Raw genomic sequence first — 13,425 nt, forward strand, 5'->3', positions numbered from 1 at the left:
GTTGGAATAATTGGGAAAATTCCCGGCCACTGCCGCTTGGCACAACCGTTGCTAGCCTTTGCCGCGTCGCGCCGTTCTGGCGCGGGCGGTGGGCCCCTGGACGGAGCGGGACTTGAAGCGGTGGCAGCGACAGACGGTGGGGATGGCCTGGGGGTTCGGGCTGTGCGTGGCGGCGCTGGCGTGTGCCCAGCAGCCCAAGGCGGGGACCGTGTCAAAGGCCTCCGGGTTCTCCGCGGCGACGGTGGAGGAGAAGGCGCGCGCGCTGGCGGCGAAGCCGTACCAGGAGCCGCCCATCGGCGTGCCCCCGTCCTTCGAGAAGATCACCTACGACCAGTACCGGGACATCCGCTTCCGTGACGCCGCGTCGCTGTGGCGCGCGGAGGGGCTGCCCTTCCGCGCGCAGTTCTTCCACCCGGGCTTCTATTACACGCGTCCGGTAGGCGTGAACGTGGTGGAGGGCGGCAAGGCGCGCCCGGTGCCTTTCTCCACGGAGCAGTTCACCTACGGCCCCCTGGTGGGCACGCCGCCCAAGGGCAAGGTGAACGGCTTCGCGGGCTTCCGCATCAACGCGCCGCTCAACACGCCGGACTACTACGACGAGCTGGCGGTGTTCCTGGGCGCCAGCTACTTCCGCGCGCTCGGCAAGGGCAACCTGTACGGTCTGTCCGCGCGCGGGCTCGCCATCGACACGGCGCAGCCGGGGGGGGAGGAGTTCCCCACGTTCCGCGAGTTCTGGCTGGAGACGCCGGCCAGGGGCTCCGACGCGGTGGTGGTGCACGCGCTGATGGACAGCCCCAGCGTCACGGGCGCGTACCGCTTCGCCATCCACCCGGGTGAGCGGACGGTGATGGACGTGGACGCGACGGTGTTCGCGCGCAAGGCGGTGCGGCAGCTGGGCATCGCGCCGCTGACCAGCATGTTCCTCTTCGGGGAGAACGACCCGGGCGACTTCGACGACTTCCGCCCGGAGGTGCACGACTCCGACGGCATCTCCGTGTGGATGAAGAACGGCGAGAAGCTGTGGCGCCCCCTGAAGAACCCGAAGCAGCTGGAGATGAGCAGCTTCCACACGGATGGGCTGTCCGGCTTCGGCCTGCTGCAGCGCGACCAGGCGTTCACCAGCTACGAGGACCTGGAGGCGCGCTACGAGCGCCGTCCGGGCGCCTGGGTGGAGCCGGTGGGGGACTGGGGCGCGGGCTCCGTGCGGCTCGTGGAGATTCCGACCCGCGAGGAGATCCACGACAACATCGTGGCCTTCTGGGTTCCGGATGCACCGGTGCAGGCGGGTGCGCAGCTTCGCTTCTCCTACCGGCTGTCCTGGGGCTTTTCCCCCGAGGGCGTGAAGGCCGGAGGTTCCACCGTCGCGGCGACGCGCATCGCGGCGGGCAGCAAGCCGGGGGCGCGCCGCTTCGTCCTCGACTTCACGAAGGCCAGCAGCGAGGGCGCGGGCCCGGTGGAGGCGGTCGTCACCGCTTCTCGCGGGCAGGTGCTGCACCCGCGCGCGGAGGTCCACGCGGTCTCCGGTGGCTTCCGCGCGGCCTTCGAGCTCATGCCCGACGGAGAAGGCCCCGTCGAGCTGCGCTGCTTCCTGAAACGCGGTTCCGAGACCCTCACCGAAACCTGGAGTTATCTGTGGATTCCGTAACCACGCACCCGTTCATCTCCTTCGCCCCGGCGATGCCCCAGGAGCCCCGCGCGGACACCCGCGCCGCGCTGGTGGGCTTCTTCCAGGACTTCGGCTTCACCGGCCGCGCCGACCTGGAGAAGCTGGCGGGCTGGGTCCTGGGCACGCGCGAGATGTCCCTGTCTCCGGAGGCGGCGCTGGCGCTCGCGCGGTGGCGGGTGGAGGGGTGGCTGGCGGAGGTGCTGGGTCCGGCGCACGTGGGGCCGTCCCTGCTGGTGCGGGGCCGGGCCGCGTTCGTGCTGGTGGGCGGCGCGCGCTGGGGCTCGGACGTGCTGATGCGCGCTCCGTCGTCGCTGCCGGAGGCCTGGCGCCGGGCGGTGTGTGAAGCAGTGCCCATGTCCGCCCCGGCGGAGGTGCCCTGCCAGATGCGCGAGCAGCAGCTCGTGCTCAATCCCTTCATGGACATGCTGCGCCGCTGGCTGCGTCCCGCCACCAGCCAGGCTGGCGTGTCGCCGTCGCGCTAGGCGCGGCGCCACGCACACAGCGAAGCCGCACGGGAGCCCGGAGTCCGCATGAACGCCCAACCCTACACTCCGGCCCTGGCGCGTCCCCGCCGCGTCATGGTGCTGGGACTGGCGGCCCTGTCCACCGGGTTCGCCTCGGTGGAGATGTACCGGTTGCTCGCGGCGCACGGCACCACGGTGCCGGAGTTGTTCGTGCTGGGCCTGTTCGCGCTGTGCTTCGCGTGGATCGCCCTGTCGTTCTGGAGCGGCGTCGCGGGCTTCCTCCAACGGGTGTCGAACCAGCGCGTGCCGGGGCTGCGCTGGCCCACGGCGGAAGAGGCCCGGCAGCCCCTCACGCGCCGCACCGCCGTGGTGATGCCCGTCTACAACGAGGACCCGGCCGCCGTGTTCGCGCACGTGCAGGCCACCTATGAGTCCATCGCCGCGACGGGGCAGCTGGACGCGTTCGACTTCTACGTCCTGAGCGACTCCACGCGAGCGGAGTCGTGGGTGGCGGAGGAGCTGGCGTGGTCGGAGCTGTGCCGCCGGGTGGGCGGACAGGGCCGCATCTTCTACCGCCGCCGCTCCGACAACACGGCGAAGAAGGCGGGCAACCTGGCGGAGTTCTGCGAGCGCTGGGGCCGCCGCTACGACTTCCTCCTGGTGCTGGACGCCGACAGCCTGATGGCCGGCGACAGCGTGGTTCAGATGGCGCGGCTGATGGAGCTGAACCCGGGCGCGGGCATCCTCCAGGTGCCGCCGCAGAACGTGGGCCGCTCCACGCTGTTCGCGCGGCTGCAGCAGTTCGCGGGGCGCGTGTACGGCCCCATCGTGGCAGCGGGCGCGGCGGCGTGGCAGTTGGGGGACTCCAACTACTGGGGCCACAACGCCATCCTGCGCATGGCGCCCTTCATCGAGCACTGCGGCCTGCCGGTGCTGCCGGGCCAGCAGCCCTTCGGCGGCCACATCCTCAGCCACGACTTCGTGGAGGCCGCGCTGATGCGCCGCGCCGGTTACACGGTGTGGCTGGTGCCGGAGCTGGGGGGCAGCTACGAGCAGCCGCCGCCGGACCTGCTCGCGTACGCGCAGCGCGACCGCCGCTGGTGCCAGGGCAACCTCCAGCACCTGGGCCTGGTGATGGCGGGCGGCCTGCACCCCATGAGCCGGATGCACTTCCTCATGGGCGTGATGTCCTACGTGGCGTCGCCCCTGTGGCTCATCTTCCTGGTGGCGGGCCTGTTCGCCGCGCTGCACGAGTGGTTCTTCTCGCCCGCGACGCTGGTGGGCTTCCAGTCCACGCTGCCGGGCGGGGACGCGTTCGACACGGTGGGCGCGCTGCGGCTGATGGGCCTGTCGCTGGCGCTGCTGTGGATTCCCCGGCTGCTGGGCATGGGGCTGGTGCTGGCCAACCGCGAGGAGGCCGCGCGGATGGGCGGCCGCTTCAAGCTGGTGCTGAGCGTGATGCTGGAGGGCTTCGTCTCCACGCTGATGGCGCCGGTGATGATGCTCTTCCAGTCGCACTTCGTGTTCGGGACGCTGCTTGGGTACAAGGTGAACTGGTCCAGCCAGCAGCGCGAGGACACGGACCTGCCGTGGTCGGAGGCGCTGCGGCGGCACAAGTGGCACATGGCGATCGGCGTGGTGCTCGCGGCGCTCGCGGTCGCGGTGGCGCCGGGGATGCTGGCGTGGCTGTCGCCGGTCATCCTGGGGCTGTGGCTGTCCCCGGCCATCTCCGTCTTCACCGCGCGCGCGTCGCTGGGCCTGTGGTTGCAGCGGAAGGGCCTGCTCCTCATCCCCGAGGAGGTCCAGCCGCCCACCGTGCTGGTGCGCGCGCAGGAGCTGGCGGAGGAGGGGATGGAGCCGGTGGACGACGCGTTGGACCATGTGCTCACCGACCCTCGCGCGCACGCGCTGCACCTGGCGCTGCTGGAGGCCCACCCGACGGCCACCGTCCCCGTGGCGCTGGCCTCCGCGCGTCGCAAGCTGCTCGCGGGCGGCGTGGAGCCCCTGTCCCCGCAGGAGAAGTCCGCGGTGCTGCTGGACGCGCGCACGCTGTCGGAGCTGCGCGGTCGGCGGCTGGGCGCGCAGGCGTGAACGCGGTTGCATGACCCGGCGGCGCCCTGGATGCTCCGGGACATGAACCGGTTCTCCTCCGCCGCCGCGCTCGCGCTGTTCGTCTCCTCCGGGGCTTTCGCCGCGGAGGCCCCCGCATCCAAGGCCGATGAGGACCGCTGGTGGAAGCACGTGGAGGTGCTGGCCAGTGACGCGATGGAGGGGCGCGACACGGGCAGCAAGGGCTACGCGACGGCCGCGGGGTATGTGTCCAAGGAGCTGGCCGCGCTGGGCGTGAAGCCGATGCTGAAGACGGGCTTCCTGCAGCCCATGGCATTGCAGTCGCGCCGCCTCATCGAGTCGAAGTCCAGCGTCGCGCTGGTGAAGGACGGCAAGGCGGTGCCGCTGGTGCAGGGCGAGGACGTCGTGCTGTCCTCGCGGCAGGGTGACAACGGCGCCGTGGACGCGCCGCTGGTGTTCGTGGGCTACGGCCTGTCCATCCCCGAGCTGGGCCACGACGACTACGCGGGCCTGGACCTGAAGGGCAAGGTGGTGGTGCTGCTCCAGGGCGGGCCGGGGAACATCCCCGGGCCGGTGAAGTCGCACTTCTCCTCGTGGGAGGAGCGGATGAAGGTGCTCAAGGCGGCGGGGGCCGTGGGGGTCGTGTACCTCCAGAACCCGAAGCTGCTGGAGCTGCCGTGGGAGCGCATCGTGGGCTCCAGCAGGAGCCCCACCGTCGTGTTCGCGGATCCATCGCTCAACGGCTCGCGCGGGATGAAGGTGCTGGTGGTGGCGAACGTCTCTCAGTCCCAGAAGTGGCTGGAGGGCGCGCCGCATACCTACGAGGAGTTGGTCGCGCTGGCCAACGCGGACCAGCCATTGCCGAAGTTCGACATCCCGCTGCGCATGAAGGCGAAGCTGGCGTTCGACGTGAAGCCGCTCAAGTCCATGAACGTGGTGGGCGTGATGCCGGGGGCGGATCCGGTGCTCGCGGAGGAGTACGTGGTGCTCAGCGCGCACCTGGACCACGTGGGCATTGGCGAGCCGGTGAAGGGGGACCGCATCTACAACGGCGCCATGGACAACGCGTCCGGCGTGGCGGCGGTGCTGGAGGTCGCGCGGCGGCTGCATGAGCAGCAGGAGAAGCCGAAGCGCTCGGTGGTGTTCGCGCTGGTGACGGGAGAGGAGAAGGGGCTGCTCGGGTCGAAGTACTTCGCTTCACGGCCGCCGGTGCCCATCACCTCCGTCGTGGCGGACTTCAACCTGGACATGTTCATGCCCCACTGGCCGTTCACGTCGGTGGTGGCGCATGGCAAGGACGAGTCCTCGCTCGCGGTGCCGCTGGCGGAGGTGGCGGCGAAGATGGACGTGCAGGTGCTCCCGGATCCGGAGCCGGACCGCAACCTGTTCGTGCGCAGCGATCAGTACTCGTTCATCCGCGAGGGCGTGCCCGCGCTGTTCTTCAAGTTCGGCTACACGCCGGGCTCCGAGGAGCAGAAGATCTTCAAGCAGTGGCTGGCCGAGCGCTACCACGCGCCGTCGGATGACCTGGCGCAGCAGCCCGTGGACCACGCGGGCGCCGCGCGCTTCATCACCTTCCTGACCGCGCTGACGAACGCGGTGGCGGACGCCCCCGGCCGGCCGTACTGGAACGACGACAGCTTCTTCCGCCGCTTCGCGAAGCCCGCGCCGGCACCGTGAGCCGCCGCGCCTTCACGCGTCCACGCGCGGGTCGGTGACGCCGGGGCGCGCCTCCAGGAAGCGGAGGGCGCCGCGGAGGTCGGACGACACGATCTCTCGCGGGGCGTTCCGGGCGGCTTCGATGCGGCGGCGCGCGGCGGCCCGCGCCCGGGTGCCTTCGGCGCTTTGCACGGGCGCGGCGTCGGCTTCGGCCAGGTCGAGCGCGGCGCGGAGCAGGTCCACCAGTTGGAAGAGGGAGGGGTCCTCGCGCAGCTCCGGCGCGCCCTCCAGCGTGGCGAAGCCCTCGCGCGCGGCCCACAGCTCTCCGCATGCGGCTTCCAGCGCGGCCCGGTGCGCGATGAAGCGCAGGGCCTGCCAGCGGGACGCACGGCCCAGGATGGAGATCGCCTCCGCCAGCGCCTCGCGCGCCTGCTTCCAGTCCCCCCGCGCGAGCAGGGCGCGCCCCAGCTCACCCAGCGCCGTGCCCTCCATGAGCCGCTGGCCCAAGAGCCGCGACAGGCGCACCGCGGCCTCCAGGTGCTCGCACGCATCGGAGAGGCCGCCCGCGTCCATCAGGTAGCAGCCCAGGTTGAGCCGCGCGAGCGCCTGTCCCGAGCGGTCCTCCACGCTCAGCGCCCGGCCCAGCGCCTCGCCCAGCATCATCACCGCCTCGCCGCTGTCGCCCGCCTCGCCGATGGCGACCGCGCAGTTGGTGAGGAAGCCCACCTCGAACGTCACGTCGCCTACCTCGTGGAACAGCGCCAGCGACGCGCGCAGGTGCGGGATGGCCGCCTCCGGGCCGTGGCGCAGCTGTTCGAGCAGGCCCAGGTTGCCCACCGCGTAGGCCTCCAGCCAGCGGTCGCTTCCGGAGGGCAGCGCCTGCGCGTCGCGCATCAGCGTCCACGCGGCGGTCCCGTCTCCGGCGTGACGGGCGACGATGGACAGGTCCACGAGCACGCGCTTCTCCGACGCCGTCTCGCCCAGCGTGTGGAAGACGCCGCGCGCCTCATCCAGGGCCTGGCGCGCGAACTCCGCCTGCCCCGCGTCCAGGTACGCGCGGCCCAGCACCGCGAGCGCCTCCGCGCGCTTCAGCGGCGCCACGGCCACGTACGCTGACGCCTCCAGCGCGCGCTCCAGCGGTCCCACGAGCAGCCCCACCGGCCCGCGCGTGCGCGCATCCGGCTCCAGCACCACCAGCGTCTCCAGCGCGCGGCCCAGGGACTCGGGGGTGGCGGGGCGGACGGCCATCGCGTTCTCGCACGCGGCCAGCAGGTTCTCGCGCTCCAGGGCCAGCCGCCGCAGCGCCGTGGCGCCTCCCGTCTTCTGCACGCGCTCGCTCAGCCGGCCCGCGACCTGGAGGTACGTGTCCGCGTGCCGGGCCTCGCACGCCGCCACGTCTCCCAGCTCCCGCAGCCGCATCGCCGCGTACTCGCGGATGCTCTCGTACAGGCCCAGCCGCAGGAAGCAGCCCGGGGCGTCCACCTCGCGCGCGCAGATCAGCGACTGGGAGCGCAGCGAGTGAATCACCTCCAGCACGTCCGGCGCCCCCTCCGGCAGCACCAGCACGGCCTCCGCGGCCTCCAGCGTGAAGCCGCCCCGGAACACCGAGCACTGCGCCAGCGCGGCGCGCTCGGCCGGCTCCAGCAGGTTCCAGGACCAGTCGATGGTGCCTTGCAGCGTCGCCTGCCGCGCGGGCGCGTCCCGCCTTCCCATGCGCAGCAGGTCGAAGCGCTTCGACAGGCGCTCGCGCAGCTGCTCCACGCCCAGCACGCTCACGCGCGCGGCGGCCAGCTCGATGGCCAGCGCGATGCCGTCCAACTGCCGCACGATGTCCGCGACGCGCGGGGCCTCCGCGTCGCTCAGGATGAAGTCGCCGCGCGCCTCGCAGGCGCGCTGCACGAACAGGCGCACCGCGTCCGAGCGCAGGATGACGTCCCAGCGGGTCTCGTCCGGATCCGGCAGGCCCAGCGGGGCCAGGTCCAGCACGCGCTCGCCGGGCAGTCGCAGGGCCTCGCGCGTGGTGACGAGGAACCGCGCGCGTGGCGCCAGCACCCGCCAGCGCCCCAGCGTCCCGGGCACGTGCCGCACCACCTGCTCCACGTTGTCCAGGATGACCAGCACGTCCCCACACCCCGCGAGCGCGCAGCCCAGCCGCTCCGCGGGCATGCTGCCGTCTCCATCCGCCGTCAGCGGCACGCCCAGGGCCCGGCCCACCGCGTGGCAGAGGTCGCCCTCCGTCCGCGCCTCCTCCAGGTCACACCGCCAGACGCCGCCCTCCCACGTGCCCGCGTCGGACTCCTGCGCGCCGAAGTGCGTGGCCAGCCGGGTCTTGCCCATGCCTCCGGGCCCCAGGATGGTGATCAGCCGGGCGCCCTCGGACATCCATTGCCGGAGGGTGTCCAGCTCCTCGGCGCGCCCCACCAGGTCCTGCCGCAGCGTGGGCACGTTGCCGGGCCGCTCGCGCGGGGCGCGCAGGGGACCGAAGCTGCGGTGCGCGAGCGACGCGGGCACCAGCTCCACCAGGGGCACGCTTTCACTCACGCCGCGCAGGCGGTAGGTCCCCAGCGTGCGCGCGGTGGGCATTCCCAGCGCCGCCAGCTCCGGCTGGATGCGGGCCCACGCCGCGCCGCTGAGCAGCACCTGGCCGCCGTGGCCCGCGGCCGTGACCCTCGCCGCGATGTTCACCGGAGGCCCCAGGTAGTCCAGCCGGTGCGTGGACGGATCCAGGCGGCAGTCGGGTTCGCCCACGTGCACGCCCATGCGCACGCGCAGGCCCCGGTGGGTCAGGCCTTCCGGCGCGTGCTCCTCCGCCGCGTCCGGCTCCTCGAGGAGCGCCTCCGGCCAGCTCGCGTGCAGCAGCGCCTCCTGCGCGCGCAGACACCAGTGCACCGCCTCCACCGGCGACGCGAACGCGACCATCAGGGCATCGCCCTGAGACTTCACCTCGTAGCCGCCGGTGCCCTGGAGCAGCGCGCGCAGCACGCCGTCGTGCAGCTCCAAGGCGTCGCGCATGGCCTGCCCGCAGCGCTCCCACAGCCGCGTGGACCCCTGGATGTCGGTGAAGACGAGCGCCACCGAACCGGTGGGGGGCAGGTGCCGGGCGGACGGCGTCGGGGCAGGAGCGGAGGCGCCTTCGTCGGCCGGAGGCGCGACGACCGTGAGTCTTAGGAAGGCCTCTCCCATCTCCCGCTCTCCCCGATGCCTGGACCCCCACCCGCTCCCACCCATCCCGTTGCCCGTGAGGGTGACGCCCATGCCGCTGGCGCTTCACATGGAAAGCAGTACGGGCCGGAACGGCAACGCGCACCTGCCGGGCAGGGCGGTGTGCCGCTAGTGAGCATTTGTCATCGCGCTGAGCACGCATCCATCCAGGGACGACACCTGCATTGCCCCGCGGGGCCTGTCGGCGCCATGCGCCGTGGGCCTCCGGGGTCTGGCGAGCCCCAGTCCAAGGAAGGCGGGAAGCCGTGTTAGGACGGAGACACGTCCCGTCCCCGCGGCAGGAGCGCGAGGGCGCGGCGCCTCTTCCTGGAAGGACTCATGCGTTCGACTTCGGCACTGGCGTTGATGATGGCTTCCCTCGCGGTGGGCGCGCTGTCGGCCTGCGGCGACGACGACACGAAGAACACCCCGGACTCGGGCACGAGCACGGATGCGGGCTCGGGGACGGACGCGGGTACCAACACGGACGCCGGCACGGGCAACGGCAAGTGCCCGGCCTCCGCCTACATCTGTGACAACTTCGACCAGGGGCAGGGCACCTGGAGGCAGCCGGACGAGAAGCACAACGCCACCATCGCCGTGGACGGTACGCGCACCCGGTCCGGCAGCGGCGCGGTGCACGTGAAGACGAACCCGGGCTTCAACGAGGATGACCACAGCCAGCCGGACCCGCAGGCCATCGCGCACCTGCGCAAGGACATCCCGGCGTTCGGCACGAAGCTCTACACGCGTGCGTACGTGTACCTGGACCGGGCTTCTCCGGAGGGCGTGATGGGGACGTACTTCATCCTCTTCTCCCCGAAGGACACCGACTTCGGTGGCATCGAGCTGCAGGGGATGCACAACGGCGCCTTCGCGCTGGATGACTGGAGCGGCATCAAGGGCACGGGCTGGAACCTCCAGGAGGACACCAACGTCACGGTGTCGCCCAACAAGTGGACGTGCATCGAGTGGGGCGTGGAGCGCGCGAACACCTCCGCGACCACGGGCCACGCGCTGGTGTGGGTGGATGGGAAGCAGGCCTACGACTTCCCGAACGTGGGCATCCGGCCGTTCACCAACTTCGGAGTGGGCTACGGCTTCGTGCACCCGAAGGGCGACTCCGCGTCGGAGACGTGGATCGACGACCTCGCGGTGGCGCCCGAGCGCATCGGCTGCGAGTGACGCCATGGCATTGAACCGCGTCGCGGACGAGACGCTTCACATCCTGGAGCAGGGCACCTACGTGCCGCTGTCCGGGCACGAGGTCTCCATCCGCGACGCGATGGCGCGCGCCGTCGGGGGCACCGTGCTGGTGCGCCCCGGTGACTTCGAACACCTCACGCGGCCCGCGCCGGTACCGGGCTTCACCGTCGAGGTGACGCCGGAGAAGACGGGCGACGCCGCGCGCCGGCTGGTGGAGCAGGAAGGGGAAGCGCGCGTGCTGGCGCTCAACTTCGCGTCGGCGACGAACCCGGGCGGCGGCTTCCTCACGGGCGCGAAGGCGCAGGAGGAGGACCTGGCGCGGTGCTCGGCGCTGTATCCGTGCCTGCTGAAGTGGCCGGAGTACTACGACGTGAACCGCAAGCTGCGGTCGCCGCTGTACACGGACCACTTCATCTATTCGCCCGACGTGCCGTTCTTCCGCAACGAGCGCTACGACCTGTTGGAACGGCCCTTCCTCGTGTCGCTGCTGACGGCGCCCGCACCCAACGCGAGGCAGTTGCCGGCGAGCGATCCGGAGGTCGCGCGGAAGCTGCGCGAGGTGTTGTTCGCGCGGGCGCTCAAGGTGTTGCAGGTGGCGGCGCACCACGGGCACCGCACGATCATCCTGGGGGCCTGGGGCTGTGGCGCGTTCCGCAACAACCCGCACGACGCGGCGGAGGCCTTCGCGCGAGGCCTGACCACGATGGCGGGCGCGTTCCGCCGCGTGGTGTTCGCCGTGTACGAGCGCGATGGAAAGGGGCCCAACCTGAGCACCTTCCGCGAACGCTTCGGCTGAGGGGCTGTCTGTCGTTGGGGGGCGCCTGTTAGCCTTGCGCGCATGCGATGGAGCTGGGTGGGGATCGTGGTGGGGGTGCTCGCGTGCGCGGGCACGTCGAACCCGAAGCCGGTGGCGACGTCCGAAGTGGTGCGCACCGAGTCGGCGCCCGCGTCCGTGCTGCTCACGGTGGTGGCGAAGGACGCGGCGGGCCAGCCGCTCCCCGAAATCGAGTTCCGGATCCGCAACGCGATGGCGACGCCTCTCAATGGCGCCTGGGGCACGACGGCCGATGGGGGACGGGGCCAGCTGTGGCTGACGCCCGGGTGGTACGTGCTCACGGCCCAGGCCTCGGGCTACCAGGGCTTCGTGGATCCGGATGTCCGGCTCGGGCGTGATCATCCGGCGACCGTGACAATGACGCTGCGGCCCTCCGTTCCGGTCGCGGGGCGCGTGGTGGACAGTGCGGGCAAGCCTCTGCGGGCCGTGTCGTTGTCGTGGATTCCCTCGGATACGACGGCGCCCCGATTGGACGTCGTGGGGAACCCGGATGGGACCTACCTGTTCGAAGGCATGGGGCCGGGCCCGGGGGTGTTGCTCGCGCGTCGCAAGGGTTACAGCGATGAGCGCCGGGAGTTCAACGCGCCCCCGGCGGACCTGACGCTCGTCATGCGCGAGCAGGGCGCGCTGCGGGTGACGGCGTTCGCTCGAGATGGGCGTCGGGTGGACTCGCCGGAGGTGAAGGTCAAGGCGCTCGATCCCGTGGCGAAGGACCGGGCGTGGATCGACGACCACGTGAAGGACGCCCGGATGTACCGGGGCCTGGAGGCGGGACGTTACCGGGTGACGTTCACTCATTCGATAGAGGGGAATGCGGAGTGGACGACCTCTGCGGAGGTGGAGGTCGCGGCGGGGCAGACCCGCGAGCTGGCGCTTCGCTTCGACGGTGCGGGGCTGCGAGCACCGCTTCGGGGCCGGGTCGTTGGCGGCGACGGACGGCCCCTGGAAGACGTGTGGGTGAATGCCTCGGTGGGAGCTCCGGAGCAGGACGTCTTCGCGAGCCGGAACGCCACCAGGTCGGATGCGGACGGCCGGTTCACGTTCGAGCAACTGCCGCGGGGGCCCGTGCGCGTGTCGACCGTGCGCGGGCGCGGCGCGAAGGTCGAGCTCGAGCCAGATGCGAAGGACGTGTCGGTGGAGTGCCATCCCGATACGTTCGTGGAAGGGCGTGTGCTGGGGCCGGGTGGAAAGCCCCTGACCCGCTTCAAGGTGAACTCAGAGGACTACGAGGATCCGGAAGGGCGATATCGGTACGTGCTGGAGGACGCCTGGCCCCAAGGGTTGGCCTTCGCGGCGGAAGGGCTTGCGCTCACGCGCAGGCGGGTGGAACCCCGGGAGGGAGGGACCGTCCACCTTCCGGACGTGATCCTGAAGGAGAGCCGCACCGTGCGCGTCCGGCTCATGCGGGAAGACGGGCAGCCGGCCCTGTCGAAGGGACGGGTAGGCCTGCGACCGCCGCCCGGGCGGGAGTCGACGTTCGCCTGGTCCCAGTCGTTCCTGAAAGTGGATGCGGACGGCCGATATGTGCTGGACGACGTGCCGCGCGAACCGTTCATCCTCAAGGCAGAGACGCAAGAAGAGGGAACGGCCTCACAGCCGGTGGACGTGGACGTGGAGGAGGTGACGATGCCGCTCGTCCCGGATGCCTTCGTGGCAGGCACGGTGGCGGATGAAGCGGGGCGTCCGTTGCAGGGCTTCAGCTTGATGACCGGGTGCGAGGTCTATCCCGACCGGATGCCGGAAACCGACGCGGAAGGCCGGTTCAGACTGCCCGTCGTCCCGGGGCGTGAGTGCATCTTGCGCATCGTCCGCAATGGAGGCCCCGCTGGTTGGCCTTCACCGCCGCTGCGCGTCTTCTGGCCCCAGCGCTTCAGCAGTGGCCGTCCAGGAGGGACGGTCCGCGTGGATCTGAGGCCGCGCAATGGACCGGCTGCCGTGGAGGTGTCGTTTCCCGGCGCGGGCGAATGGGACTGGGTCTTCCTCGTCCCAGGCGACGTTCCGATGCCGCCGACAGCCGACGCCATGAGTGCGTTGATGGATGCCGCCGTCGAGCAGGATTCAGCACCCGCGGACCAGCGGCCGGAGCGCCAGGTCGAGAACTGGGAGGCTCGCTCCTGGAGTAAGCCCCGATTCAGCCAGTTGCCCCTGGGGCGCTACACGGTGTTCGTGCTCGAAGGCCGTTTCGACCCCGTCGTGCTCCGCTACCCCGTGAACCTGACGGAGCCCGGCGTCCTCCGGTTCGAGACAAAGCGCCCCGAAGTGGGCGGCGTTCACTTCGTTCACTGACAGTGACAGCGCTGCGTCAGGCCCTGTTAACCTTCGGG

8 protein-coding genes are annotated in these 13,425 nt (G+C 71.4%); 7 read left to right on the forward strand and 1 reads right to left on the reverse strand.

Annotation, left to right across the window (positions count from 1 at the left end):
* Positions 1 to 142: 142 nt before the first annotated feature.
* Genes KYK13_RS19110 through KYK13_RS19125 form a run of 4 tightly spaced genes read left to right on the forward strand, consistent with a single transcriptional unit; the run spans position 143 to position 5,880 of the window.
* On the forward strand, positions 143 to 1,645 hold the full coding sequence (locus tag KYK13_RS19110; RefSeq protein ID WP_370645425.1) for a glucan biosynthesis protein: 1,503 nt from the start codon (positions 143 to 145) through the stop codon (positions 1,643 to 1,645).
* Positions 1,633 to 2,148, forward strand: coding sequence for a hypothetical protein (locus KYK13_RS19115; RefSeq protein ID WP_223646221.1), 516 nt, complete (start codon positions 1,633 to 1,635; stop codon positions 2,146 to 2,148). The genes KYK13_RS19110 and KYK13_RS19115 overlap by 13 nt, the downstream gene beginning before the upstream one ends.
* A gap of 48 nt (positions 2,149 to 2,196) precedes the next feature.
* Positions 2,197 to 4,221: a glucans biosynthesis glucosyltransferase MdoH gene (gene mdoH, locus KYK13_RS19120; protein ID WP_223646222.1), complete on the forward strand. Its 2,025-nt coding sequence runs from the start codon at positions 2,197 to 2,199 to the stop codon at positions 4,219 to 4,221.
* 42 nt (positions 4,222 to 4,263) lie between these two features.
* Positions 4,264 to 5,880 carry a M28 family metallopeptidase gene (locus tag KYK13_RS19125; protein WP_223646223.1) on the forward strand — a complete coding sequence of 539 codons (1,617 nt, stop codon included), beginning with the start codon at positions 4,264 to 4,266 and terminating at the stop codon, positions 5,878 to 5,880.
* Between the two features lie 12 nt (positions 5,881 to 5,892).
* Here KYK13_RS19125 and KYK13_RS19130 read toward each other — a convergent pair whose 3' ends face one another.
* Positions 5,893 to 9,042 (reverse strand): adenylate/guanylate cyclase domain-containing protein, encoded by a 3,150-nt coding sequence (locus KYK13_RS19130; RefSeq protein ID WP_223646224.1) that lies wholly within the window; start codon positions 9,040 to 9,042, stop codon positions 5,893 to 5,895.
* Positions 9,043 to 9,399: 357 nt separating this feature from the next.
* Here KYK13_RS19130 and KYK13_RS19135 point away from each other — a divergent pair, with 357 nt between their 5' ends.
* Genes KYK13_RS19135 through KYK13_RS19145 form a run of 3 tightly spaced genes read left to right on the forward strand, consistent with a single transcriptional unit; the run spans position 9,400 to position 13,387 of the window.
* Positions 9,400 to 10,245, forward strand: coding sequence for a hypothetical protein (locus KYK13_RS19135; protein WP_223646225.1), 846 nt, complete (start codon positions 9,400 to 9,402; stop codon positions 10,243 to 10,245).
* 4 nt (positions 10,246 to 10,249) lie between these two features.
* On the forward strand, positions 10,250 to 11,062 hold the full coding sequence (locus KYK13_RS19140; protein WP_223646226.1) for a TIGR02452 family protein: 813 nt from the start codon (positions 10,250 to 10,252) through the stop codon (positions 11,060 to 11,062).
* A 57-nt stretch (positions 11,063 to 11,119) separates the two neighbouring features.
* Entirely contained in the window at positions 11,120 to 13,387 is a 2,268-nt protein-coding gene (locus KYK13_RS19145; RefSeq protein ID WP_223646227.1) for a collagen binding domain-containing protein, read from the forward strand.
* Positions 13,388 to 13,425: the final 38 nt, after the last annotated feature.

Origin of the sequence: Corallococcus sp. EGB (assembly GCF_019968905.1) — a bacterium.
GTDB lineage: Bacteria > Myxococcota > Myxococcia > Myxococcales > Myxococcaceae > Corallococcus.

Coding starts and splice junctions, on each gene's coding strand:
- KYK13_RS19110 (WP_370645425.1), top strand. CDS start 143: ATGGCCTGGGGGTTCGGGCTGTGCGTGGCGGCGCTGGCGTGTGCCCAG.
- mdoH (WP_223646222.1), top strand. CDS start 2,197: ATGAACGCCCAACCCTACACTCCGGCCCTGGCGCGTCCCCGCCGCGTC.
- KYK13_RS19125 (WP_223646223.1), top strand. CDS start 4,264: ATGAACCGGTTCTCCTCCGCCGCCGCGCTCGCGCTGTTCGTCTCCTCC.
- KYK13_RS19130 (WP_223646224.1), bottom strand. CDS start 9,042: ATGGGAGAGGCCTTCCTAAGACTCACGGTCGTCGCGCCTCCGGCCGAC.
- KYK13_RS19135 (WP_223646225.1), top strand. CDS start 9,400: ATGCGTTCGACTTCGGCACTGGCGTTGATGATGGCTTCCCTCGCGGTG.
- KYK13_RS19140 (WP_223646226.1), top strand. CDS start 10,250: ATGGCATTGAACCGCGTCGCGGACGAGACGCTTCACATCCTGGAGCAG.